Source organism: Streptosporangium sp. NPDC050148 (genome assembly GCF_055586505.1).
This window is the reverse complement of sequence record NZ_JBVJIA010000006.1, coordinates 112,967-137,572: the sequence shown is the minus strand read 5'-3', so window position 1 is coordinate 137,572 and position 24,606 is coordinate 112,967. Positions and strand designations below refer to the sequence as shown.

The window sequence follows — 24,606 nt, the reverse complement described above, 5'->3', positions numbered from 1 at the left end:
GACAAGGTTGACCGGTGTCGACTCCCCTGTCCCCGGCGGACGACCCGCCCGGATCACCCCTTCGCACCGACGCCGCTCCTGCCGCGTCCCGTACCTGGGCGCAGACGCGCGAACGGATCGAGCGGACCGATCCCCTGGCGCTCCGCGTGCTGCGGATCCTGGCCTGCTACGCGCCCGACGACCTGCCGCGTACCGTGCTGAACGGGCTGGAGGACGCCGACGAGGCCGCTCTCGGCGGCGCGCTGGAGACGCTGGCCTCCGACGGTGTGATCGGCCTGTCGCCGGACGGCCTGTCCGTGAGCATGGACCACCGGGTCCGGGCCTCCGTCGTGGACGGCCTGACCCGGGAGGAGCACGCCGCCGACAGAACCACCGCGGCCGCCCTGCTCGGCGCCGCGATCCCCGAGGAGGCCGAGCACCCCTCCTCCTGGCCCGCCTACGCCCGGCTGCTGCCCCACGCCCTCGCCGTCCTGACGCCCGAGTCCCCCGCCATGGGTTCCGTCGTCGACTACCTGTACGTCCTGGGCGACCACCACACCGCCCGGACCGTGTTGCAGCGGCGTCACACCGCCCTGAACGACATCCTGGGCCCCGAGCACGAGGACACGCTGACCGCCCGCGTCGACCTCGCCTCCCTGGTGGGGGCGATGGGAGACGTCATCGGCGCCCGGGACCGGTTCGCGACGCTGACACCACTGGTCGAACGGCTCCTGGGTCCCGACCACCTCACCACCCTGGACGCCCGCGCCAACCTGGCCCACGGGGCAGGAGAGACGGGAGACGCGACCGGCGCCCGCGACCGGTTCGCGGAACTGGCGCCGGTGGCCGAAAAGGCGCTGGGCCCCGACCACTCCGTCACGCTGAACATCCGGCTGAACCTGGCCTACTGGGTGGGAGAGGCAGGGGACGCGGCTGGCGCCCGGGACCGGTTCGCGACACTGCTGCCACTGGCCGAGCGGGCCCTGGGCTCCGAACACCTGATCACGTTGTACGCTCGAGCCCAGCTCGACCGCTGGACCGGAGAGGCAGGGGACGCGACAGGCGCCCGGGACCGGTTCACTTCACTGGTGGCGACGGCCGAACGAGCTCTGGGTCCGGAGCACCGCACCACCGTGGGGATCCGGATCAGTCTCGCCCGCTGGACCGGAGAGGCGGGAGACGCGGCAGAGGCCCGAGAGCGCTACGCACTCCTGCTGCCCCTGGCCGAACGGACGCGAGGCCCCGAACACCCCATCACCCTGGAAATCCGCTGGGGTCTCGCCCGCTGGACCGGAGAAGCGGGAAACCCGGCCGACGCCCGCGACCGGTTCACCGCACTGATACCGGCCCTCGAACGCGTCCTGGGCCCCGAACACCCCACCACCCTGGACACCCACTACGCCCTCGCCCGCTGGACCGGAGAAGCGGGAAACCCGGCCGAAGCCCGCGACCGGTTCACAACCCTGATCCCCGTCCTGGAACGAGTTTCAGGCCCCGAACACCTCGCCACCCTGGACGCCCGCTGCGCCCTCGCCCGCTGGACCGGAGAAGCGGGAAACGCGGCCGGTGCCCGATACGAATTCACGATGCTGGTTCCGGTGATCAAGCGCGTTCTGGGCGCTGAACACCAGGTCACCTTGGATGTCCGCGCCCACCTCGCCAGGTGGATGGGTGAGGCCGGGGACGCGGCCGGTGCGATGGACCAGCTCGCCGCATTGCTGCCGGTGGCCGAAAAGGCCCTGGGCCCCGAACATCCGACCACGCTGACCGTTCGTTTCAACCTCGCCGCCTGGACGGGAGAGGCGGGAGACGCGGCCGGCGCCCGCGACCGGTTCGCAGCCCTGATACCGGTGCTCAAAAGGGTCTGGGGACCCAGAGACCCGAACGTGAGGAGCGCCGGGGACCAACTCGATCAGTGGACGGCCCGCGCACGTTGGTCGCTGGCGAAGCGATGGCTTCTGAGGCGTTGATCCGCTCGCGACCCTTCACCACCGCGGTCCCCACGTCCGGCGGCCTGGAGAGCCGGATCGGAGCGGCTGTCCGCCACATAGGCGTACGGCGCACTGTGGGGACGGGCGACATGGGCCGGAACCCAGGGCGTGCTTAGATTCGGCAGCATGATTGACCTATCCGGCCGCAGGGCCGTGGTGACCGGAGCGGGCAGCGGGATCGGGCGTGCCTGCGCGCACCGGCTGGCCGCCGCCGGAGCGCACGTGGTGGTGGTCGACGTCCACGCCGAGGCCGCGGCCACGGTCGCCACGGAGATCTCGGGCACCCCCGTCGTGGCGGACCTGTCGGAGCCGGACTTCGTCGGGAGGATCCCGTCCGGCGCGGACATCGTGGTGAACAACGCCGGGTTCCAGCACGTCTCCCCGATCGAGGAGTTCCCCCCGGAGGTGTTCTCCAAGATCCTCAAGGTGATGGTGGAGGCGCCGTTCCTGCTGGCCAGGCAGGCCCTTCCGGGGATGTACGAGCGCGGCTGGGGCCGGATCGTCAACATCTCCTCGGTCCACGGCCTGCGCGCCTCTCCCTACAAGTCGGCGTACGTCACCGCCAAGCACGCCCTGGAAGGGCTCTCCAAGGTGATCGCCCTAGAGGGCGCCGCGCACGGCGTCACCTCCAACTGCGTGAGCCCCGCCTACGTCCGTACACCCCTGGTGGAGAACCAGGTCGACGCGCAGGCCGAGACCCACGGCATCGGCAGGGACGAGGTGGTCGAGCAGATCATGCTCGCCCCCGCCGCCGTCAAACGGCTGATCGAGCCCGCCGAGGTGGCCGAACTCGTCGCCTACCTCTGCGGCCCGCACAGCTCCTCCATCACCGGCGTCTCCCTACCCCTGGACGGCGGCTGGACCGCCCGCTAGTCAAGAATGGACACCACGAGCCACCCGTCACCGCGAACAGGCCGCCCAAGCCGTCCCAGGGGCCCCGCCCCCGTGAGGCCGCGCCGGTGACCGGTCGTGAGGCCGCGCCGGTGACTGGCCGTGAGGCCGCGCCGGTGACTGGCCGTGAGGCCGCGCCGGTGACTGGACTGAGGAGAGGGGGATCGTGAGGAACGAACGATTCCCCTCGACGAGGGAAGGAACCGGGTCCGAGCGGCCGAACCGCGACGCGAAGCGTCGCCATGAACACTGAGGAGAGGGGGATCGTGAGGAACGAACGATTCCCCTCGACGAGGGAAGGAACCGGGTCCGAGCGGCCGAACCGCGACGCGACAGCGTCGCCAGCCAACACAGCGTCGCCGAACAACACCATCTTCCTCGAACTCCTCGCCAGGGAGGCCTCGGCCGTGGAGTTCGAGGGGCCCGTCCTCGAGGCGCGCGGCAGGGGGGCCGATGCGCGGGAGCTGGCGGAGCTGGAGGAGGCCAAGCTCGTCGCGCTGAGGGTCCGGGCGCTGCTGCGGCGCAGGGCCAAGCGCGAGGCGGAGCTGTCGGCGCTGTTCGACACTGCGGGCGACCTGGCGGGGCTGCGTGACCTGGACGCCGTCCTGGAGGCCATCGTGCACCGGGCCAGGCAGCTGCTCGGTACGGACACCGCCTACATGACGCTGCACGATCCCGAGCGGGGCGACACCTGGATGCGGGTGACCGACGGCTCGGTGTCGGCGAAGTTCCGGGCGCTGCGGCTGGCCATGGGGGCGGGACTCGGCGGGCTGGTGGCGCAGACCGCCACCCCGTACTCCACGGCCGACTACTTCGCCGACGAGCGCTTCCGGCACAAGACCCACATCGACGACGCGGTACTGGAGGAGGGCCTGGTCGCCATCCTGGGGGTGCCCCTCAAGCTGGGCGCCCGGGTGATCGGCGTACTGTTCGCGGCCAACCGGAGCGTGCGGCCCTTCACCCAGGACGAGGTGGCGCTGCTGGGCTCGCTGGCCGCGCACGCGGCGGTGGCGATCGACAACGCCCGGCTGCTGCAGGAGACCAGGAACGCGCTGGACGAGCTCAGCGAGGCCAACCGGCAGGTGAGCGCGCACAGCCAGGCCGTGGAGCGCGCCGCGCTCGCGCACGACCGGATGACCGGCCTGGTGCTGCGCGGCGGCGGGGTCGAGGACGTGGCGGCGGTGGTGACCGAGGTGCTGGGAGGTTCGCTGACGGTGCTCGACGACGCCGGGCACCCGATCGCCGGGGACGCGGGCGTGCTGGCCGGGGAGGCTCCCGGTCAGGCGCCCTCCGAGTCGCGTACGAAGGACAGGACGTCCGGGCCGCGTACCAGGGAGGGATCGTCCGGCCGGGTGCCCTCCGGGCCGCGTACGACGGCGGACGTGATCGCGGAGGCGGCGCGGTCGTCGAGGACGCTGGGGCGCACCGTGCGGCGGGGGGACCTGCTGGTCGCGTCGGTGGACGTGGGGGCGGAGCCGCTGTGCACGCTGGTGCTGCGCGTCGGCGGCCAGGTGTCCGACGCCGACCAGCGCATCCTGGAGCGGGCCGCGCTGGTCACCGCGTTGCTGCTGCTGTTCCGGCGCTCGGTGGCCGAGGCGGAGGGCCGGGTCAGGGGAGAGCTGCTCGACGACCTGATCTCCCGGCCCGCGCTCGACGGCCTGGCCGACCGTGCCCGGCGGGTGGGGGTGAACCTGGGGACCGACCACGTGGTCGTCGTGGTCCGCCACGGCGGCGGGCGTGACCGGGCCGCCTTCTGGGCGTCCTCACAGGCGGCCCTGCGGCAGGGATTGGCGGCCCAGCGCGGTGACGAGGTGGTCCTGCTGCTGCCGGGGTCCCGGCCGGGTCCGGTGGCCGAACGGGTGGCGGCCGAGTTGAGCGCCTCGCTGGGCCACCCGGCCACGGCGGGCGCCGGGGGTCCCGTACGGGGTCCCGCTCAGGTGGCCGCCGCGCACCGGGAGGCGCAGCGCTGCGCCGACGCGCTGGTGGCGCTGGGGCGCTCCGGGGACGGGGCGGGTCCCGAGGAGCTGGGCTTCGTCGGCCTGCTGGTCGGCGAGGGGCGCGAGATCGGGACGTTCGTCGCCTCCGCGCTCGGCCCGGTGATCGACTACGACGCCCGCAGGGGCACGGCGCTGGTGCGGACGCTGGACGCGTACTTCGGTACGGGCTGCTCGCTGTCGCGGGCGAGCGAGAGCCTGCACATCCACGTCAACACGGTCACCCAGCGGCTGGAACGGGTCGGGCAGCTTCTCGGCGAGGACTGGCAGTCCCCCGACCGGGCCCTGGAGATCCAGCTCGCCCTGCGCCTGCACCGCCTCAGCGGCTGAGACCGGTCCCGCACGGGCCCGGGGCCGTGGAGCGGACAGGCCGTACAGGACGCGGGGGCCCGTGATCTTCTCAGCCCGGACCCGCCGATCCGGCCGTCCACATAGGTCACCGGAAGGCTATGGCGGCCACGCCCATAGGAGTGACACACGTCACTCCGTACGGTTGCCGAAACCCCCCAACGGCGACCCCTGGTGAGTGAGATGGCAGAGAAAACCCGCACCCCCATCGGCAAGATCGTCGGTGCCAGCCTGATCGGCACCACGATCGAGTGGTACGACTTCTTCCTGTACGGCTCCGCCGCCGCGCTGATCTTCCCGAAGCTGTTCTTCCCCGAGTCGGAGCCGCTGGTCGGCACCCTGCTGGCGTTCCTGACCTACGCGGTGGGGTTCGTGGCCCGGCCGCTGGGCGCGCTGGTCTTCGGGCACTACGGCGACCGGCTCGGCCGCAAGAAGCTGCTGGTGCTCAGCCTGATGCTGATGGGCGCGGCGACCTTCCTGATCGGCTGCCTTCCCACGCACACGGCGATCGGCGTCGCGGCCCCGTTGCTGCTGACCGCGCTCCGGCTCGTCCAGGGCTTCGCGCTGGGCGGTGAGTGGGGAGGCGCGGTGCTGATCGTCTCCGAGCACGGCGACGCCGAGCGCCGCGGCTTCTGGGCCTCCTGGCCGCAGGCGGGGGCGCCGGGCGGGAACCTGCTGGCCACCGCGGTGCTGGCCCTGCTGGCCGCGATCCAGAGCGACGAGGCGTTCCTGAGCTGGGGCTGGCGGATCCCGTTCCTGCTCTCCGGCGTGCTGGTGCTGATCGGCCTGTGGATCCGGCTGACCATCAGCGAGTCGCCGGTCTTCCAGCAGGCCGTGGCCAACGCCGAGCCCGCCCCGTCGATGCCGATCGTCGGGGTGTTCAGGCACCACTGGCGGGACGTGCTGATCGCGATCGGCGCCCGCTTCGCCGAGAACGTCTCCTACTACGTCCTCACCGCGTTCGTGCTGGTCTACGCGACGACCACGGCCGGCCTGACGAAGGGCGTGGTGCTCAACGCGGTGCTCATCGGATCGGCCGTCCACTTCGTCTCGATCCCGATGTGGGGCGCGCTCTCCGACCGGCTCGGCCGCAGGCCGGTCTACCTGCTCGGCGCCGCCGGGGTGGGCCTGTGGGCGTTCGCGTTCTTCCCGCTGATCGACACGAGGAACTTCGCCGCCGTCACGCTGGCGGTGACCGTCGGACTGGTCCTGCACGGCGCCATGTACGGGCCCCAGGCGGCCTTCTTCTCCGAGCTGTTCGCCACGAGGATGCGCTACTCGGGCGTGTCGATCGGCTCGCAACTCGCCTCGATCGTCGCGGGCGGCCTGGCCCCGCTGATCGCGGTCGCCCTGCTGGACCGCTACGACTCCTCGCTGCCGGTCATGCTGTACGTGGCCGGAGCCGCCGTGCTGACCCTGATCACCGTGTACGTCTCCCGGGAGACCCGCGGACGCGATCTCGTCACCATCGGCACCCGCGACAAGACCAAGACCACCCGCTGAACCGTACGGAGAGAAATCTGATGTGCAGTATCAATGGCGACGCTCCGCGTCGCGGTTCGGCCGCTCGAACCCGGTTCCTTCCCTCGTCGCTCATCCGCTCCGCTCCTTCCCTCCTCAGTCCAGTCACCGGCGCGGCCTCACGGGTCAGAGCGGCCGCGGGGTTCGCCGTCGTCGGCCTCACCGCCCTGGTGGCACTGGCCGGAGCGCCTGCGGCGAGTGCCGGGGCCTCACCGGCGCACTGTGCCCGGCTGGACCGGGTGGCGGTGCCGGGTGCCGAGCGCCAGGTGAAGGCATGCCTGGACGACCTCACGACGGCGGGCACGGCCGTCTCCGGGCACACCGTCCCGGCCCACTGGGCGGGCCTGCACCCGGCGGGGGCGGTCAACCCGAAGGGCGTGCCCGGCATCCAGGTCGACGGCTACTTCCCCGACACCTCGACCTCCAACACGACGCACGGCTGGAACCACGACTCGCAGTTCGTGCTGCGGCTGCCCGACGACTGGAACGGCGGGCTGGTGGTCACCGGTACCCCGGGCAACCGGGAGCAGTACGCCAACGACTTCACCATCTCCGACTGGGCGCTGGCCAAGGGCTACGCCTACGCGGTGACGGACAAGGGCAACGTCGGCGTCACCTTCCACCGGGACGGCCGCAGGCCCGGTGACGCGATCGCCGAGTGGAACGACCGGGTCACGCAGATCGCGATCGCGGCCAAGGCCGTCGTCGCCCAGCGCTACGGCAGGCTCCCCGCGCGGACCTACGCCGCGGGCATCTCCAACGGCGGATACCTGGTCCGCTGGCAGCTGGAGAACCGGGCCTGGCTCTACGACGGCGGCATCGACTGGGAGGGCACGCTCTGGCGGGTCAAGGGCGACAACCTGATCAACTACCTGCCCCCGGCGCTGCGGGCCTACCCGGCGGGAGACACCCAGGCGATGTACGACGCGGGGTTCGCCCGCGGCTCGGAGTTCCTGTGGCCGTTCCACCACCAGTACTACTGGGACCTGACCCAGCGCCTCTACCGTGAGGAACTCGACCCCTCCTTCGACGGCGACACCGAGGCGGGCACCCCCTTCTGCGCCTCGGGCACCCCGGCCTGCGACACCGACTACGACTACGACGCGCGCAAGCCGTACGCGGCGGTGCGGAAGATCGGGCTCACCGGCCGGATCGGCAAACCGCTGATCACGATCCACGGCACGCTGGACTCGCTGCTGCCGATCTCCCGCTCCAGCGACGTCTACGCGGACATGGTCGGCGGGCACCGGCCGTTCCGTTACTACCGGATCACCGACGGCACCCACGTGGACAGCCTCTACGCCGCCTACCCCGACCGGCTGCGCCCGTTGCTGCCGTGCTTCCGCAGCGCGTTCGAGACCCTGGAGGGCTGGGTGGAGCGCAGGCAGAGCCCGCCGCCGAGCGCGACCCTGCCGAGGCCCTCGACCGGCGACCTGTCCAACGAGTGCCGGCTGAGCGGGTGACACCACCCCACCACCGCCACACCCCACCGCACCGCCCCCACCGCGCCGCGCCGCACCGCACCGCACCGCCGGGCGACCCTCAGCCGAGCATGTACCGCCGCTGCGCGGTGCGGGTCGCCCGGACCGCGTTCCTGACCCCCGGCACCCGCAGCGCGAGGCGCCTCAGCAGCGGACGGCGGCGCGGTGGCGGGCCGTCGGGTACGGGCTCGCGGATCTCCACCCGCCCGCCCCGGTTCATGGCCACCGTGAACCGCAGGGGGGTCTCCCTGCCGTCGATCCGCAGGAACGGCGCCCAGCGGCCGGGCGAGAGGAACTCCTCGCGGTAGGTCAGGCGGGTCGGGAACTTGGCGACCAGCCGTCCGGCGAGCTCGCCCGGGACGCCCGGCTCCACCAGAGCGGGCGCGACGATCTCCTGCAGCCGTCCCGTGGTCTGCCGCAGCAGCAGCTCGGCGGGCGGCCCCCCGCTCGGCGGCACGTACGGCACGGGTACCACGACGAAGGCGTGCCCGCGCGGCCCGACGGCCGTGGCGGCCGGTGAGACCAGGGCGATCGACTCGGGGAACGAGCGCGGCTCCACGCACACCCCGAGCTCGCCCCTGGGCGACCACCAGGGGACCACCAGCCGCTCCGAGCGGCCGACGACCGTCCCGGCGCAGCTCAGCGGGGACCCGGTCACCCGGGTACGGGCCTGGCGCGCGGCCCCGTACATGCGCACGTGAAGCTCCCACAGCCCGGCCGGCAGCGGGCCGCCACCGGCGGCCGCCTCCGCGTCCAGCCGGGCCGTGCCGGTGACCTGGAGCCTGACCCCGCCGTCGTGCCGGCAGCGGATCATCGAGCAGTCCACCGGCAGCAGGTGCACGTCACCGGTCTCCTCGTGCCTGGCGTAGACCTCGAACCTGGCCCGTGCCGCGGCCTGGCTGACGTCGGCCAGCTCGGGCGCCAGGCGGAGCCCGTCGAGGCGGACCGGGGGCTCCCAGAGCAGGCCGTCGTCGCCGTAGGGGACGAAGCGCATCGGGGTGCCGTCGGCCTGGGTGATCTCCACGGTGAGCGCCATGACGAGCGCGCCGTCCTCCCAGGCGACCCGCTCCAGATCGGCCTGCAGGCGGGTGTCGCGCATGGCCCCGGCCAGCGCGACCAGCTCGTCGAGCCTGCCTGCGCGCAGCAGCGCGGCGCGGGCCCGCAGCTGCACCGGCAACAGGGCGTCCAGGCGCGGGGGGAAGCGCTGCAGGGCCAGCTCGCGCAGGGTGGCGAAGGTGGCGGCCCGGTTCGCCGGGGAGGTGACGAACCTGCCCCCGCCGAGCCGCCGCAGCACCGCGGTGCGGAACCACTGGGCGTACATCCGGTCCCTGCGGCCCCCCTCGGGGACCTCCTCGTCGATGATGTCGAGCAGCCCGCGCAGCTCGGCGGCCCAGACGTAGGGGTCCTCGGGCGGGTCGGGCCGTTCGGCGACGTGGCAGCAGACCGGGTCGGCCAGCACGACGACGACCTTGGCCCGCAGGTAGGCGCGGAGCACGAAGGCCTGCTCGGCCAGGCGCCCGCCGGGGTCGGGGAAGGTCAGTCCCTGGGCCATCAGGAAGGTCCTGCGGAAGAGCTTGTGCGGGGTGAGCAGCGTGAGCAGCCGGTCCTTGACCACGTCGGCGCGCTCGCGGTCGGCGTCGAAGACGGCCGAGGGCGGCCTTCGGTCGTCGGTCAGCCGTCCGACGAGGATGTCGGCGTCGGTCTCCAGGGCGCGCCGGTACATCCGCTCCAGGGCGGGGCGCTCCAGCCGGTCGGTCTGGTCGAGCAGGTAGACGTACTCGCCCCTGGCGGCCAGGAGGGCGGCGTTGCGGCCGCGCATCGGCGAGCCGGTCCGCTCCAGGTGCAGCACGCGGACGTTGGGGCGCGCCGCGGCCACCGCGTCGAGGCGCCGGCCGGTGCCGTCCTCGGAGCCGTCGTCGGCAAAGATGACCTCGTACTCCTCGGGGGCCATCGACTGGTCCAGCACCGAGCGGATGCAGGCGTCGGCACCGTCACCGGGGTCGCGTACCGGCACCACCACGCTGACCTTCACGTCCATGCGGCCCAGGGTGCGGGGCGCGGAGGCGCGGGACGGTCAGACTTGCCGACTCCTGGGCTCTCAGTACCAGCCCTTGGCCTGGGAATGGGCCCAGGCTCCACAGGGCGTGCCGTAGCGGCCCTTGATGTAGGTCAGCCCCCACTCGATCTGGGTGGCCGCGTTGGTCTGCCAGTCGCTTCCCGCGCTGGCCATCTTGTGACCGGGCAGGGACTGGGGAATGCCGTACGCGCCGCTGGAGGTGTTCATGGCGCGCTCGTTCCAGCCGCTCTCCTTCATCCAGAGCTTCTCCAGGCAGCCCCACTGGTCGCCCCAGCCGCGGGACTCCAGCATCTGCTTGCCCAGTGCCCGGTTCCCGGTGGGGTTGGAGGTGCCCGGGGGGAGCGCCTGGGGGTTGAAGCCTCCGCCGCCCGGCGCCTTGTCGACGATCTTGACCTGGCTGAGCGGCTCGCGGTTCTCCCGGCGGGCGGCCAGCCGGTCGGCCTTGAGGGCCTGGGCGGCCTGGGCCTTGAGCGCGTCGGACTTCATGTCGGAGCCGAACGGGTCGGGGCCCAGCACCTGCGCCATCTCGTCCAGGGTGAGCGGCTTGCCGGGCGGCGCCGAGGCGTTCTGCACGGCGGTGTAGGCGGTGAACGCGCCGCCCCCGACCAGGAGCAGGAGCACGCCGCCCCAGATCAGCACCGGCTTGGAGGGACGTCCCCTGAGCGCCTTCGTCCCGGGGCTCGCGGCGTTCCTGCGGGACGAACGGCGGGCGCGGGACGCCGAGCGTTCCTTCAGTTGCTGTGATCCTGGACTCACGACCTATGAGCTTGCCGTGCCAGGGGGGGTGGTCCGCAACCGGAACGCGAGAGTTGGTCGGCATCCCGTCCCCGCCGCCGCGGACGCGTTCGAACTAAGGCCAGGCCACGGCCGCTTTACGACCGGCGAAAAAGAAGACGTGATTTTGCTCACACTTTACTCTAGGGTCCTCGTAGCGGGCCAGGCGATCTACGAACGCTCGATTCACGGTCTGACCACCTCATTCAGGTACTGTTTGCGCTATGTCAGGGTTTTGTGACCCTGCAGTTCCATCAAGCCTTGGGAGAAGGTCCACCCGGTGGCAGGCATCCTCCTCGTCGAAGACGACCCCGCGGTCCGGATCGGGCTGGAGCTCGCGCTCACCCGTCAGGGTCACACCGTCACCTCCTACGCCAGCGGCGAGGAGGCACTGGAGCATGTCAAGGTCCGCCGGCCCGAGATCGCCATCCTGGACGTCATGCTGCCCGGCATCGACGGCGTCGAGGTGTGCCGCCGCATCCGCAGGCTCGACCAGCTGCCGGTGATCCTCCTCACCGCCAGGGGCGACGACCTCGACGTGGTCGTGGGCCTGGAGGCGGGCGCCGACGACTACGTGGTCAAGCCGGTCGAGCCCCGCGTGCTGGACGCCCGCATCCGCGCCGTCCTGCGCCGGATGGAGTCGGTGGCCTCCGACCGCATCACCTTCGGCGACCTGGTCATCGACCGGGGCGCGCTCAAGGTCGTGCTGGGCGGCAGGGAGGTCCACCTCACCCCGACCGAGCTGCGGCTCCTGCTCGAACTGGTCCGCCATCCCGGCCAGGTGCTCAACCGCAGGTACCTGCTGCGCGCCGTCTGGGACCACACCCACGTCGCCGACTCGCGGCTGGTCGACGCCTGTGTCCAGCGGGTCCGCGCCAAGATCGAGGCGGTCCCCGCCGAGCCCGAGTTCATCCACACGGTACGGGGATTCGGCTACCGGTTCAGCCCGCCGTGAGACGCACGCACACCGGCCTGCGCGTCCGCCTGGTCTTCACCTTCACCGTCATCGCCGTCGCGGCCTCCGCGCTGGTCGCGGGGATCGGCTACGAGTTCGTCAAGAGCCGCATGATCGACCGTGCCGAGCAGGTGGCCGTGAGCGACGTACGCGACACCCTGGAGGGGATCAGGGTGCCGATCGGCGCGCTCTGGCCCGGGGACAGCCCGCCCACCGACGACGAGATCAGCGCCCTGCAGAAAAGCCTGCGACCGCAGGGCGGCCGGGTGGTGGTCCGCTACGAGGACTACCTCTACCCCGACGGCGACTTCGGGATCAGCGACGTCCCCGCCGATCTGGGGGTGCGGGCCACCCAGCGGCTGGTCGCCAAGCGGCAGCTCATCGACGGCGACATGTGGCTGCTCATCGGCACGCCGGTCTGGCGGATCGAGCCCATCCACACCGCCCAGCCCACCGGGATGACCGTCTTCGTGTTCGCCCCCCTCATCGAGGAGCAGCGGCTCCTGAGCGACCTGCGCCAGCCGCTGGCCCTCGCCGGGGGCGCCATGCTGATCATCGCGCTGGCCCTGGGACTGGCCTCGGCCCGGCGGGTCCTGCTGCCGGTCAGGCGGCTGGGCTCGGCGGCGCGCGCGCTCGGCGCAGGCCATCTCGACACCCGCCTGCCGGTGCACGGCCAGGACGAGCTCGCCGAGCTCACCGCCACGTTCAACGACACCGCCGCCGCCCTGGAGCGCAGCGTGCTCGAACTGCGCTCGCTGGAGGCGATGTCCCGCCGTTTCGTCGCCGACGTCTCCCACGAGCTGAGGACCCCGCTGACCGCGATGACCGCGGTCACCGACATGCTCTCGGAGGAGGCCGAGCGGCTGCCGCGCGAGCCCGCCGCGGCGGTCCGGCTGGTGCTGCAGGAGATCGCCCGGCTGCGGACCCTGGTGGAACAGCTCATCGAGGCCAGCCGGTTCGACTCGGGCACGGCGACGCTGAACGTCGACACCGTGAACATCGTCGACGCGGTCTGCGACTGCCTGGCCATGCGGGGCTGGACGGACCAGGTGCGGGTGAACGTGCCGCAGGGGCTGTCGTTCCCCCTCGACCCCCGGCGCTTCGACGTCATCATGGCCAACCTGGTCGGCAACGCGCTGCGCCACGGGGAGCCCCCCGTGCTGGTGACCGCCCGCAGCACCCCGAACGGCCTGGAGGTGAAGGTGCGCGACCACGGCAAGGGCATTCCGGCGAAGGACCTGCCGTTCGTGTTCAACCGTTTCTACAAGGCGGGGGCCCGCGGGGACGGCAGCGGCCTGGGACTCTCCATCGCCCGCGCCAACGCCCAGCTGCACGGCGGCACGATCTCGGTACGCGCCCAGCACCCCGGAACGCTCTTCACGGTCTGGCTGCCCCCCGCATGAGCGCCGTCCCCTCGCGATCCGTTCCCGCCTCCGCCGCAGTCCCCGGTACCGCAGCCCCCCGTACGGCAGCCTCTCGCACCGGAGCCTCCCGCACCGGGACCTCCCGTACCGGAGGCCCCCGTCCGCGTCGTTCCCCGGCCGCGGGCCTGGCCCGCCTGCTCGTCGTGCTGCTGGTGGCCGCCGGGTGCGGCATCTCCCCCACCGACGTCCAGGACCACGGCCGCCCGCCGGTGATCAGCTACAGCCCCACCTGGGTGACCGTCTACCTGCTCAAGGGCGGCAGGCTGGTGCCCTCCAAGATCCCGGTGGTCTCCGACTCGGCCAAGAACATCGTCGACACCCTGTTCCGGGCCGGCAGGCAGCCCCCGGAGACCGGGCTGACCAGCGCGCTCAACGACTTCAGCCACTACGACACCAAGACGACCCGCTACGGCGACAACGTCGGCACCGGGGACAAGCGCAACGAGCCGGACGACAACCGGGGCTACCGGCTGAACGTGATCATCACCGGTGAGGGGGAGATCTCCGAGGCGGGTCTCGCCCAGATCACCTGCACCATCCGGCAGAACAAGCAGGAGAGCATCTGGAGCGTCGAGGTCACCCGGCTCTTCCCGGGGACCCCGAAGTCGATGGGCGACCGCACCTGCTTCGAGTACCGGGGACTGGCCGCCCCGGGCGTCCGGCTGCCGCCCTGACGGCCCCGTACGGTCGCGCGCGGCCCACGGCGAAGCGGCGAAGCCGGTGTGAGGAGACGGACGTCTCCCGGCGCCGGGGCAGGCGGGCCCCGGCACCGGGAGGGGCGTCACATCGTGATGTCCTCCAGCATCTCGGTCACCAGCGCCGCGATCGGCGAGCGCTCCGAGCGGGTCAGCGTGACGTGCGCGAACAGCGGGTGGCCCTTGAGCTTCTCCACCACCGCGACCACGCCGTCGTGCCGGCCCACCCGCAGGTTGTCGCGCTGGGCGATGTCGTGGGTGAGCACGACCCGGGAGTTGGCGCCGATCCGGCTCAGCACGGTGAGCAGCACCCCGCGCTCCAGCGACTGCGCCTCGTCCACGATGACGAAGGCGTCGTGCAGGGAGCGCCCGCGGATGTGGGTGAGCGGGAGCACCTCCAGCATGCCCCGGTCCATGACCTCCTCGATCACCTCGGGCGTGGTGACCGCGCCCAGGGTGTCGTAGACGGCCTGCGCCCACGGCCCCATCTTCTCGTTCTCCGAACCGGGCAGGTAGCCCAGCTCCTGGCCGCCCACGGCGTACAGGGGACGGAAGACGATGACCTTGCGGTGCTGGCGGCGCTCCAGGACCGCCTCCAGGCCGGCGCACAGCGCCAGCGCGGACTTGCCGGTGCCCGCCCGGCCGCCCAGGGAGACGATGCCGACCTCGGGGTCCATCAGCAGGTCCAGGGCGATCCGCTGCTCGGCGGAACGGCCGTGCAGGCCGAAGATCTCGCGGTCGCCGCGCACCAGCCGCACCGACTTGTCGGGCAGCACCCGGCCCAGCGCCGACCCCTTGCTGGACAGCAGCCGCAGACCCGTGTGCGTCGGCAGGTCGCGGGCCTCGTCCAGGTCGGCGGTGCCGTGCTCGAACAGGGTCTCCACGTCCTCCGTGGTCACCTGGAGCTCCGCCATGCCGGTCCAGCCGGACTCGACCACCAGCTCGGCGCGGTACTCCTCGGCGGACAGGCCGATCGAGGCGGCCTTGATCCGCATCGGCAGGTCCTTGGAGACCAGCACCACGTCCTTGCCCTCGGCGGCGAGGGTCCTCGCCACGGTCAGGATGCGGGTGTCGTTGTCGCCGAGCCGGAAACCGACCGGCAGGATCGACGGGTCACTGTGGTTGAGCTCGACCCGGATGGTGCCCTCGCCGATCGGCATGGGCTCGTCCAGACGTCCGTAGGTCACCCGAAGGTCGTCGAGGTACCTCAGCGCCTTGCGCGCGAAGTATCCGAGCTCTGGATGGTGGCGTTTGCCCTCCAACTCGGTGATGACGATGATCGGGAGGACGACCTCATGCTCGGCGAAACGGCTCATCGCCGTTGGATCCGCCAGGAGCACCGAGGTGTCCAGGACGTACGTGCGCCGCTTGACTGCCGGCGACGTGGGTGAGGACGAAGGGTTTGCCACGCGTTCTCCCCCGGGCACCAATGACGGCGCCCTGCCATGAGCTGGGATGCGGACCGGCCCTGGACCCGCCCACGAGAACACCGAGCGGGGACCGTCGGCCGGCCCTCCTCAGCGATTCGTGACGCAAAGGCGGGCCCTCTCCGGCGTAGGCGAGCTGTGCTCTCCTACTTCTTACGGTACGTCCTGATTGACCGATTTCCAACTGGTTTAGACCAGCCGAAAGCGGCCGTTCATGCGGTGTTTCAGGAACCGTACCTGCGGTGCCGCGCGGCGTAGGAGCGGAGGGCCCGGAGGAAGTCCACCCTGCGGAAGTCGGGCCAGTAGGCCTCGCAGAAGTAGAACTCGGAGTGGGCGCTCTGCCAGAGCAGGAAGCCGGAGAGCCGCTGCTCCCCCGAGGTCCGGATGACGAGATCCGGGTCGGGCTGGCCGCGCGTGTAGAGATGCTCCGCGATGTGCTCGACGTCGAGGACCTCCACGAGTTCCTCGATGCTCGCGCCCTTGCTGGCGTGCTCCTGGAGAAGGGAGCGCACCGCATCAGCGATCTCACGCCTTCCTCCATACCCAACGGCAACGTTCACAATCAAACCGGGACGATGTGATGTCGCCTCTTTTGCGTCCTTCAGGACACGGGCCGTGCGATCGGGAAGAAGATCGAGCGCTCCCATGGGCTTGATGTGCCATCCGTCGGCCACCAGCTCCTGGACCACGTCCTCGATGATCTTCATCAGGAGGTCCAGCTCGTCCTTGGAGCGGTTGATGTTGTCGCTCGACAGCAGCCAGACGGTGACGACCTCGACCCCGGCCTCGCGGCACCAGCCGAGCAGCTCCGAGATCTTGTCCGCGCCCTTGCGGTGCCCGCGGCTCACGTCGTCGATGCCCATCGAGCGAGCCCAGCGCCGGTTGCCGTCGACGATCACGCCCACGTGCCGGGGAGCCATCTCCCTCTGGCGGGACAGCTTCGCCTCAAGCCGGCGCTCGTACAACCGATAGACGAGATCGCGCACTCCCATTGGAGCCCCTCCCTCAGCACCCGCCATGAATGAGCGCTGACAGGCAATTATCGCCGTCCCGCGGACCCCTCCGCCCCCTCTACAGGGTTCTGGCGGGCTTGCCCGGTCTGTACGGCCCCAGGCCGTCCTCCGCCTCGGCGACGATCCCCTCGACGAACGCCCCCAGCTCGGCCGAGGTCAGCACGGCGCGCAGGCCCGTCCCGCCGTCGCCCCCGGCCTCCACGACCGCCCGCCTGGTGAGCCGCCACTCCCCGGCCGGCCCGCGCCGTCCGGGCACCCACAGCGGGACGGTACGCAACCGGCAGCGCAGTTCACCCCCGCCGACGACACCGTTCCTGGCCCGGTAGCGGAGGGCGAACAGCTCCGCCTCGCCGGGAAAGCGGTCGTCGGGGTCGGGCCACCACGCCTGGTGGCCGGCGCGCGCCTCGGCGACCCCGCGGGCCAGGCCCGCGAGAAGACCGCCGCACCGCTCGCCCACCGTCCCGTAGAGCGCGCCGTCCCGGTGAAGCTCCAGCGTGATCTCGTACGGCGTGCCGAGACCGTCCCGGCACACCACCGGCGTAACGGTCAGATAAGAACCATCAAGACAACGCAGTCCCCCCACCTCAGAGAGGGTATCCCCGGCTCAGACCCTCAAAACGTGATCAACGCCATCCATGTCCCCGCCAGCCGGGCGGCTGGTGCCACTCGGTCCAGCCGTACCCCACGCGCCCGTCCTCGGCCTCGAACCGGCACAGGGCACGCGGGAAGCGGGCGACCTCCCCGTCCGGCGACGTCATGGCGACCGGGGCGAAGGCGAGCGGCACCGCCGTCATCGGCATCCCGGGCACCTCCAGCCGCGCCAGGGAGGGGAGGTCGTCCGGACCGAACTCGCTCGCCGCGGTGAACCCCTCGCGGTGCTCGATCTCCCCGCCCGGAGGGACCGTGAAGCACGGCCAGGGCATCTCGAAGCCGACGTTGGCCCGCATGCCGTGGAAGAACGTCCCGTCGTCCATCCGCCCGGAGCTCCACAGCCACGACGTCCGCCACCAGTCGCGCTCCCCCCAGCTGTGGTCGCGCTCGCCGTACCCGGAGAAGGCGATCTCCTCGCCACCGGCCCGGACCGTCCCCGCGACCTCGCAGGGGATCTCGTAGCGCGGGAGGAACCCGTAGGGATAGACCCCGCCGACGGTCGTCCACTCCAGGTCGAAGGCGAGCGAGGTCGTGACGGCGTCGTCGCGGGCGGTGTCCTCCGCAGCGGTCCCGTGCCGGACGGCGCTCCCGGGAACACCGTCCGGAGCGGTGCCGTCCGGATGGGCGTACGCCGCGGCGGGGTCGTCCGGCACGAGCGCCGCGCCGGCGTCCAGGGTGAGCCGGAAGGAGCGCATGGGGAGCGTCACGTCGTGGGTGGCGGAGAACCCCGCGCCCCGCACCGCCAGATCCGGGCCGGGAAGCGGGACGTGGTGGTCGGCCAGCAGCACCGTGGGCCGTCCGGGGCCGACCAGGCACGCCCAGTACCAGGCGCGGTTCCAGTTGGGGTACAGGCCCAGCCGGACGTAACCGGCGAGCGAGCCGTCGGCGGCCGCGAAGTCGAGGTAGAGGGACTCGCTCCACAGCGGTTCGACACCGGCCGGGTGCGGGTCCTCGTCCTCGGGCCGCAGCGGCCACGTCCCATGGTCGACGATCTTCACCACGGCCACTCCGATGCAGGCGCCCGATCAGGTACCGGCCCAACCTAACCGACCGCGCCCCCGCCGGGCAGGGCAGGGCCGAACCGGGCAGGACCTGGCCGAGCCGGGCGGGGCCGGTCGATCGGGCACCGGCCGGACGGTCCCCTCAGGGGCCTCCGCAACCCCCGCCGCCCCCGCCTCCGCCACCACCGCCGTCTCCGCCGCCCCCACCACCCCCACCACCCCCACTGCCCCCGCCGCCTCCGTCACCGCCGGACGGGCCCCAGCCGCCGTCCCCCGTGCCGTGGGTCCCCGCGGCCGTCCCGCCGTACACCCCCGCGTCGCCCCCGCCGTGACCCCCGCGGCGGCTGTGGCGGGAGCGGGGCGCGGGCCGGGGCGCGGGGCGGGGGTCGTCCAGGGACAGGGTCTCCGACAGCCTTCCGTCCCTCATCCGGCTCAGGCCGTACAGGGCGACGTCGACGACCTCCGGCCGGTCCCGGACGGCCCGCTCGCCGGGCCGGGGCGGCAGCGTCCTGTTCTCGCGGTACCGCAGGCGGTGATGGGCCAGCGCGGCCTGGCCCGCGCGGTTGGGGTGGGTGGGGTCGGCCCGGCCCGAGCCCGGGGGGTCGATCAGCCCCAGCTCGCGCAGCCGCGCGACCTGCGCCTCGACGGCCGGTCCCGAGATCACCCTCCCCCTGATCGTCCAGACCGGCAGGCCGTCGGCCTCCCGGTCGACCATCGCGAGGATCTCGGCCTCCACCGGGTGGTCCACCCGCTCCGCCCGGCCGGACACCCGGGACAGCCGCCCGTCGCGCCGCGCCCGGACACTCCCCGCGGTGGTGAGCGAGACCAGCGCGGTGTCGGCCAGCCGCGCGGGCCCGCCCGCCAGCAGCGCCAGGTCGTACGGGGTCAGCTCAGGGCCCTCGTAGACGCGGGAGGAGTGCGCGGCCAGGCGCATCGCGATCAGCCCGGCCACCGCCAGCAGCGAGACGCCCACGACGAGGGTGATCTGAAGAGCGGACATGACGACCTCCGGGACGGTGCCGCTGCGTGAGGTTCTCCGTACCCATCACGACGAACGGCGAAGAGGTGGAGTTTCACGGTTCCGGTTCCGGTTCCGGCGATCCTGGGAACCGGCGGGCCGGAACCCGCGAGCCCGAACGTCAGCCCCCGGTCCGGCGGCGGGTGAAGATCGACCGCAGCCGGGACGCGGTCACGGACCTCCGGAGGCCGGGCTCCCGGGCGGCCGGTTCCCGGACGCCCGGCTCCCGGTCGTCGGGGTCGGGCAGCCGTCCCACGGCCCGCAGGTGGCCGGCGAAGTCGTGGGCGTCGGCGTGCGAGCCGCCCGGCGGCTTGGGACGGCCCCGCGCGTAGGCGCGGAACTCCGCGGCGAAGTCGTCGCCGAGCGAGGCGACCAGGTCGGGACGGAGCCTGGCGACCGTCCTGCGCCGCTTGGCGATCAGGCTGGTCTCCTGGACGCGCAGCCGATCCCGGTCGAACCCCGCGGGCGCCTCCCGGCCGGCCACCAGCGCCGCCACCAGGGCCGCCTGCGCCCCGGCCAGCGCCTCCCGGGCGTCGCTCCCGGAGCCGGACCCGTCCTTCCGTGCGGACACGGGCGCGGGCGCGTCCTCAGGCACGGGTCATCGCGGCGCGGATCCGGGCCATCTCCTCCTCCAGCGCGCCGTCACTGGGGTAGTCGTCGTCCCATTCGAGCAGCACACCGGGCGGATCGACCCGCGCGCACAGCTCGGAGAGGATCTCCAGCACGTCGTCGGGGACGTGAGCGGTGTGGGTGTCGTGCCAGAGCCCGTCGCGGGAATGCCCCCCGGCGACGTGCACGTAGGCCAGTTCGGCGAGCGGCAGGCCGTCCAGCGCCGCGGTGGCCGACAGGCCGAGGTTGACCTGGTTGGTGTAGAGGTTCGCCACGTCGACCAGGAGCCCGACCCCGGTCATCTCCACCAGCTCGCCGAGGAAGGCGGCCTCGGTCATCTCGTCCTCGGGCCAGCCGAACAGCGCCGCGACGTTCTCCAAGGCCAGCGGGACCGGAAGGGCCTCCTGCGCCCGCCGGACGTTCTCGGCGATGACCGACAGCGCCTGCCGGGTGCGCGGGACCGGGAGCAGGTGCCCGGCCTCCATGCCGCCCGCCCGGACGAAGGCCAGGTGCTCGCTGACCAGCGGCGCCTCCAGGGCTCGCGCGCAGTCCGCCAGGTGGGCCAACCGGCGCGGGTCGGGGGGTTCGGCGCCGCCGATGCCCAGGCCGACGCCGTGCGGGATCACCGGCACCCCGCGGGCCCGCAGCACCCGCAGCGACTCCGGGAGCCGGCCCGGGTGGACGTTCTCGGCGATCACCTCGACGAAGTCGATCCCCGGCAGGCGCTCCACGGTCAGGTCGATCTCGGGCCGCCACCCGATGCCCACCCCCAGCGTCGCGTGCTCAGCCACCACCGCACCCGCCGCCACCGCCGCAGCCGCCTCCTCCACCGCAGCTGGAGCCGCCGGACGAGCCTCCCGAGTCACCGGACGAGCCGCCGGAGTCACCCCAGCCACCGGAGCCGATGTCGCCGCCCCCGCCGCCGTAGGTGACGTCCCCCGAGCCGGAGGAACCGCCGCCGCAGGCGCCCGAGGCGCAACCGCCCGACGAGCCGCCCGGGTCCTGGCGCTGGAGCTCGTCCTGCAGGCCCGGCTCGTTCAGCTCGCTCAACCCGTACAGGGCCACCGGGAAACCGACGGCGAAGGCCAGGTCGGGCGTGGCGGACCGGACGCCCCGCACGTGCGTCCTGCGGGCCGCCGCCAGCACGTCGTGGCCGCTGCGGCTCAGCGCGTCGCGCAGGGCCCGCTTCTGCCGCGAGTAGGTGGACAGGCCGACCACGGTCGACAGGACGCCGACCAGCAGCACGAGGACGCCGACCCCGCGGGGCCCGGCGAGCAGGCAGCCCGCGGTGAAGACGGCCGCGGCGACGGTGGCGATCAGGAGCCGGTTCAGCAGGCTCCGCGCGTGGTCGAGCGCGCTCTCCGGTACGAGCAGGCCCAGGCCGAGCAGCCGGTAGCGCAGGCCCTCCAGCGCCTTCCCGTCGGAGACCGCGCGGCGCAGGTCGCTCAGCGGAACGGAGCCGCCGCGCTGGTGGAGCGCCTCCATGAGGGCGTACTCGACGGGGTCCGGGGAGGGCGGGGCTCCGGCGACCAGGCTCACCAGGCCGCCGCGCGAGACCCGGATCACCCCGGCCTTGGCCAGCAGGCCGATCGCGGTGTTGATCACGCGTCGCGGTCCGCCGGAGAGGTAGGCGAGTTCGTAGGGGGTGGGCGGTCCGGCGCCGTGACCCGCCATGACCGAGCGGACCCGCCGCTGCTCACGGCTGAGTGCCGAGGCCGTCAGGACGACGACCAGGCCGATGGCGACGGCGACGACGAACAACAGGGACCACATGTCCGCCTCCTCGGGGGAAGGTGGGGCGTTGGGGTGACGTCCCGGTACACAGGTAGACGCGCACAGCCTGGCAGAAGTTTCGTCGCCGCTCGACGGCGGCCCGGTGAGACGTCGCTCACCGGAAGGCGAGCGACATCCGGCCGCCCCGTCCACCCGTTCTCACCTGCGCGTTCTCGCTCGGTCCGCCCGTCGGGCGCCGGTACGTCACGCGCCCGCGCCCGGCGCGCGGAGGACGCGGGCCGGACGCGGGCGCGGGTGTCCTCCCGGCCGGGGCGGGGAGGCGGGGGACGCGGGAGGCGGGGGCGGGTCAGCCCAGGCGGGCGACCAGGGCCTCGTACTCCTCCCAGAGTTCCTTGGGCATGCGGTCCCCGAAGGTCTCGAAGAAGGCGGGGATGAGCGACGCCTCCTGCCTCCAGACCTCCTCGTCGACGCTGAGCAGCATCCGCATGTCTTCGGCGGAGACGTCCAGGCCCTCGGTGTCGAGCTCGGCGGGGAGCAGCCCGATGGGGGTGCTCACCGCCTCCGCCCGGCCGTTGAGGCGGTCGACGATCCACTTGAGCACGCGGGTGTTCTCGCCGAAGCCGGGCCAGACGAACCTGCCCCGCTCGTCCTTGCGGAACCAGTTCACGTAGTAGACGCGCGGCAGTTCGGCGCCCTCGCGGCGGCCCATCCTGAGCCAGTGCGCGAAGTAGTCGCCCATGTTGTAGCCGCAGAAGGGCAGCATCGCGAACGGGTCGCGGCGCAGCTCGCCCACCTTCCCCTCGGCGGCGGCGGTCTTCTCCGAGGCGATCCCGGCGCCGATGAAGACGCCGTGCTGCCAGCTCAGCGCCTCCGTCACCAGCGGGACCGCGCTGGCCCGGCGCCCGCCGAACAGGATCGCGGAGATCGGCACGCCCGCCGGGTCCTGCCACTCGGGCGCGATCGTCGGGCACTGCGCCGCCGGGACCGTGAAGCGGGCGTTGGGGTGCGCGGCGGGCTCGTCGGAGTCCGGCGTCCAGTCGCGGCCCCGCCAGTCGGTCAGGTGCGCCGGGGGCTCGTCGGTGAGGCCCTCCCACCACACGTCGCCGTCGTCGGTGAGGGCGACGTTGGTGAAGATGCTGTTGCCCCAGAGCGTCCTGACCGCGTTGGCGTTGGTGGACTCGCCGGTGCCGGGGGCGACGCCGAAGAAACCCGCCTCGGGGTTGATGGCGCGCAGCCGTCCCTCGGCGTCGAAGCGCATCCAGGCGATGTCGTCGCCGATGGTCTCGACCTTCCACCCCGGCAGGGTGGGCTGGAGCATGGCCAGGTTGGTCTTGCCGCAGGCGCTGGGGAACGCGGCGGCGATGTAGCGCGTCTCCCCCGACGGCGGGGTGAGCTTGAGGATGAGCATGTGCTCGGCCAGCCAGCCCTCGTCACGGGCCATGGTGCTGGCGATCCGCAGCGCGTAGCACTTCTTGCCGAGCAGGGCGTTGCCCCCGTAGCCCGAGCCGTAGGACCAGATCTCCCGGGTCTCGGGGAAGTGGCTGATGTACTTGGTGGTGTTGCACGGCCAGGGCACGTCCGGCTGCCCGGGCTCCAGCGGGGCGCCGACCGAGTGGACGGCCTTGACGTAGGAGCCGCGCTCCTCGATCAGGCGCAGGGCGTCCTCGCCCATCCGGGTCATCACCCGCATCGAGACGACGACGTACGGCGAGTCGGTGATCTCCACACCGAGCTGGGAGATCTCCCCGCCCAGGGGGCCCATGCAGAACGGCACCACGTACATGGTCCGGCCGCGCATGCTGCCCTTGAAGATCTCTCCGAAGGTACGGCGCATCTCGGCCGGGGCGATCCAGTTGTTGGTCGGCCCGGCGTCCTCCTCGCGCTCGGAGCAGATGTAGGTACGGTCCTCGACCCGGGCGACGTCGCCGGGGTCGGAGGCGGCGTAGAAACTGTTCTGCCGCTTGACCAGGCGTTTGAAGGTGCCCTGCTCCACGAGCAGGTTGGTCAGGCGGGTCCATTCGGCCTCGGAGCCGTCGCACCATTCGATCCGGTCCGGCTGTGTCAGTTCGGCGATCTCCCTGACCCACTCGGCCAGCTCGGCATGGCCGGTCGGGGCGGCGGTCACATCTACGGTAACGGACACTACGTGGGCTCCTTTGCACTTCTCGCGGCCAAATCATCATTGACGACACGACCGCTTCCGATCCAATTGGCATAGACCATTGAATTCAGCGGTAAGACGTCCCGGCGTCCCTTCCCGATCATCACCGACAGCGCGTGACCTGGAAGGAGTCGCGTGGTTTCGAAGGCCCTACCCAGAAGAAGTGCGACTAAAAAAAGCCCTCCCGGCAGTGGTATAGGCCAATGAGAAAGGTCTAAACCAATGGGCCGGAAGGTTCAGACCAATTTCTCGGCCATTTCCGCTGACCAGGATCAGGAATTCACGCCGGGCCCGGCCGCCCGGACGCGGTCGACGTGCTGGAGGGCGTCCCTCAGATCGGCCAGCCAGGTGTCGGTGTGGTCGCCCACCAGACGCACGCACCAGGCGAGCGCGTCGCTGCGGCTGCGGGCCACCCCGGCCGCGACGAGGGTGTCGAGGACCCGGCGCTCGGACTGCCGCAGGCGGGTCATGACGGGCACGGAGAGTGTGGTGAACATCACTGTCTCCTCGCCCGCGACCACCCCCCAGGAGACCTTCCTGCGGAAGCGGCGCTCGGCCTCCACCGCGATCTCCATCCGCCGCTCCCTGGTCTCCTCGCGGAAACGCAGGACGCCGCCCTCCAACGCGGCGGCGCGCTCGACCTCGGAGACGTCGTCGCCGAGCGCGGGAGGCCGGAGCCGGCCGATCACCGTGATCTCCTCGCGGTCCAGGACGATCTGCACCTCGCCGTCGAACCAGTCGGCGGGCAGTCTTCCCGAGAACCAGCCGCGCAGCTGCTCGACCGCTTTACTGTTTTCCATGTAATGGAGATTACAACGCTACGTCCGACGAGACCAGCCTCGCGCCGCGCACGACGGAGAGC

The 24,606-nt window shown here is 72.2% G+C and carries 20 protein-coding genes; 8 read left to right on the top strand and 12 right to left on the bottom strand.

Annotated features, from left to right (window positions below; all coding sequences use genetic code 11):
* The first annotated feature begins 14 nt into the window (after window positions 1-14).
* From ACZ6RT_RS08465 to ACZ6RT_RS08445, 5 genes are all read left to right on the top strand, one after another.
* Complete coding sequence (locus ACZ6RT_RS08465; RefSeq protein WP_470152665.1) at window positions 15-1,949, top strand: tetratricopeptide repeat protein; 1,935 nt, start codon at window positions 15-17, stop codon at window positions 1,947-1,949.
* Window positions 1,950-2,096: 147 nt separating this feature from the next.
* On the top strand, window positions 2,097-2,843 hold the full coding sequence (locus ACZ6RT_RS08460) for a 3-hydroxybutyrate dehydrogenase (protein WP_470152664.1): 747 nt from the start codon (window positions 2,097-2,099) through the stop codon (window positions 2,841-2,843).
* Between the two features lie 260 nt (window positions 2,844-3,103).
* Entirely contained in the window at window positions 3,104-5,185 is a 2,082-nt protein-coding gene (locus tag ACZ6RT_RS08455) for a helix-turn-helix domain-containing protein (protein WP_470152663.1), read from the top strand.
* A 201-nt stretch (window positions 5,186-5,386) separates the two neighbouring features.
* Entirely contained in the window at window positions 5,387-6,706 is a 1,320-nt protein-coding gene (locus ACZ6RT_RS08450) for an MFS transporter (protein ID WP_470152662.1), read from the top strand.
* Between the two features lie 188 nt (window positions 6,707-6,894).
* Complete coding sequence (locus ACZ6RT_RS08445) at window positions 6,895-8,187, top strand: tannase/feruloyl esterase family alpha/beta hydrolase (RefSeq protein WP_470152661.1); 1,293 nt, start codon at window positions 6,895-6,897, stop codon at window positions 8,185-8,187.
* 79 nt (window positions 8,188-8,266) lie between these two features.
* Here ACZ6RT_RS08445 and ACZ6RT_RS08440 read toward each other — a convergent pair whose 3' ends face one another.
* Together ACZ6RT_RS08440 and ACZ6RT_RS08435 are read right to left on the bottom strand one after the other, a co-directional pair.
* Window positions 8,267-10,243, bottom strand: coding sequence for a glycosyltransferase family 2 protein (locus ACZ6RT_RS08440; RefSeq protein WP_399188063.1), 1,977 nt, complete (start codon window positions 10,241-10,243; stop codon window positions 8,267-8,269).
* Window positions 10,244-10,303: 60 nt separating this feature from the next.
* On the bottom strand, window positions 10,304-11,038 hold the full coding sequence (locus ACZ6RT_RS08435; RefSeq protein ID WP_399188065.1) for an aggregation-promoting factor C-terminal-like domain-containing protein: 735 nt from the start codon (window positions 11,036-11,038) through the stop codon (window positions 10,304-10,306).
* 298 nt (window positions 11,039-11,336) lie between these two features.
* On the opposite strand from ACZ6RT_RS08435, the gene ACZ6RT_RS08430 reads away from it, so the two are divergent.
* The 3 genes from ACZ6RT_RS08430 (at window position 11,337) to ACZ6RT_RS08420 (ending at window position 14,109) form a co-directional block, all read left to right on the top strand.
* Window positions 11,337-12,011, top strand: coding sequence for a response regulator (locus ACZ6RT_RS08430; RefSeq protein ID WP_399188067.1), 675 nt, complete (start codon window positions 11,337-11,339; stop codon window positions 12,009-12,011).
* Window positions 12,008-13,414 carry an ATP-binding protein gene (locus tag ACZ6RT_RS08425; protein ID WP_399188068.1) on the top strand — a complete coding sequence of 469 codons (1,407 nt, stop codon included), beginning with the start codon at window positions 12,008-12,010 and terminating at the stop codon, window positions 13,412-13,414. The genes ACZ6RT_RS08430 and ACZ6RT_RS08425 overlap by 4 nt, the downstream gene beginning before the upstream one ends.
* Before the next feature lie 164 nt (window positions 13,415-13,578).
* Window positions 13,579-14,109, top strand: coding sequence for a hypothetical protein (locus ACZ6RT_RS08420; protein WP_399188070.1), 531 nt, complete (start codon window positions 13,579-13,581; stop codon window positions 14,107-14,109).
* 107 nt (window positions 14,110-14,216) lie between these two features.
* On the opposite strand, the gene ACZ6RT_RS08415 is transcribed toward ACZ6RT_RS08420, so the two are convergent.
* The 10 genes from ACZ6RT_RS08415 to ACZ6RT_RS08370 form a co-directional block, all read right to left on the bottom strand.
* Entirely contained in the window at window positions 14,217-15,539 is a 1,323-nt protein-coding gene (locus tag ACZ6RT_RS08415; protein WP_399188072.1) for a PhoH family protein, read from the bottom strand.
* Between the two features lie 242 nt (window positions 15,540-15,781).
* The gene (locus ACZ6RT_RS08410; protein WP_344902639.1) at window positions 15,782-16,549 is read right to left on the bottom strand and encodes an isoprenyl transferase; all 768 of its coding nucleotides are present in this window, start codon (window positions 16,547-16,549) and stop codon (window positions 15,782-15,784) included.
* A 79-nt stretch (window positions 16,550-16,628) separates the two neighbouring features.
* Window positions 16,629-17,153 (bottom strand): hypothetical protein, encoded by a 525-nt coding sequence (locus ACZ6RT_RS08405; RefSeq protein WP_470152660.1) that lies wholly within the window; start codon window positions 17,151-17,153, stop codon window positions 16,629-16,631.
* Between the two features lie 40 nt (window positions 17,154-17,193).
* A complete protein-coding gene (locus tag ACZ6RT_RS08400; RefSeq protein WP_470152659.1) occupies window positions 17,194-18,222 on the bottom strand; it encodes a DUF7064 domain-containing protein in 1,029 nt (342 codons plus the stop codon).
* A 142-nt stretch (window positions 18,223-18,364) separates the two neighbouring features.
* Window positions 18,365-19,222 carry a TIGR04222 domain-containing membrane protein gene (locus tag ACZ6RT_RS08395; protein WP_470152658.1) on the bottom strand — a complete coding sequence of 286 codons (858 nt, stop codon included), beginning with the start codon at window positions 19,220-19,222 and terminating at the stop codon, window positions 18,365-18,367.
* Window positions 19,223-19,361: 139 nt separating this feature from the next.
* Window positions 19,362-19,811, bottom strand: coding sequence for an SCO6045 C-terminal-like domain-containing protein (locus ACZ6RT_RS08390; RefSeq protein WP_470152657.1), 450 nt, complete (start codon window positions 19,809-19,811; stop codon window positions 19,362-19,364).
* A 16-nt stretch (window positions 19,812-19,827) separates the two neighbouring features.
* The gene (locus tag ACZ6RT_RS08385) at window positions 19,828-20,640 is read right to left on the bottom strand and encodes an MbnB/TglH/ChrH family RiPP precursor modification enzyme (RefSeq protein ID WP_399188082.1); all 813 of its coding nucleotides are present in this window, start codon (window positions 20,638-20,640) and stop codon (window positions 19,828-19,830) included.
* Window positions 20,633-21,622, bottom strand: a complete 990-nt coding sequence (locus ACZ6RT_RS08380) for a TIGR04222 domain-containing membrane protein (protein WP_470152656.1) — start codon at window positions 21,620-21,622, stop codon at window positions 20,633-20,635. Before ACZ6RT_RS08380 ends, ACZ6RT_RS08385 begins: the two co-directional genes overlap by 8 nt.
* 307 nt (window positions 21,623-21,929) lie before the next feature.
* Window positions 21,930-23,726, bottom strand: coding sequence for a phosphoenolpyruvate carboxykinase (GTP) (locus tag ACZ6RT_RS08375; RefSeq protein WP_399188086.1), 1,797 nt, complete (start codon window positions 23,724-23,726; stop codon window positions 21,930-21,932).
* Between the two features lie 290 nt (window positions 23,727-24,016).
* Window positions 24,017-24,544 (bottom strand): hypothetical protein, encoded by a 528-nt coding sequence (locus ACZ6RT_RS08370; protein WP_399188087.1) that lies wholly within the window; start codon window positions 24,542-24,544, stop codon window positions 24,017-24,019.
* Window positions 24,545-24,606 lie beyond the last annotated feature (62 nt).

Coding starts and splice junctions, on each gene's coding strand:
- ACZ6RT_RS08370 (WP_399188087.1), bottom strand. CDS start 24,544: ATGGAAAACAGTAAAGCGGTCGAGCAGCTGCGCGGCTGGTTCTCGGGA.
- ACZ6RT_RS08395 (WP_470152658.1), bottom strand. CDS start 19,222: ATGTCCGCTCTTCAGATCACCCTCGTCGTGGGCGTCTCGCTGCTGGCG.
- ACZ6RT_RS08455 (WP_470152663.1), top strand. CDS start 3,104: ATGAACACTGAGGAGAGGGGGATCGTGAGGAACGAACGATTCCCCTCG.
- ACZ6RT_RS08380 (WP_470152656.1), bottom strand. CDS start 21,622: ATGTGGTCCCTGTTGTTCGTCGTCGCCGTCGCCATCGGCCTGGTCGTC.
- ACZ6RT_RS08440 (WP_399188063.1), bottom strand. CDS start 10,243: ATGGACGTGAAGGTCAGCGTGGTGGTGCCGGTACGCGACCCCGGTGAC.
- ACZ6RT_RS08410 (WP_344902639.1), bottom strand. CDS start 16,549: ATGGGAGTGCGCGATCTCGTCTATCGGTTGTACGAGCGCCGGCTTGAG.
- ACZ6RT_RS08450 (WP_470152662.1), top strand. CDS start 5,387: ATGGCAGAGAAAACCCGCACCCCCATCGGCAAGATCGTCGGTGCCAGC.
- ACZ6RT_RS08460 (WP_470152664.1), top strand. CDS start 2,097: ATGATTGACCTATCCGGCCGCAGGGCCGTGGTGACCGGAGCGGGCAGC.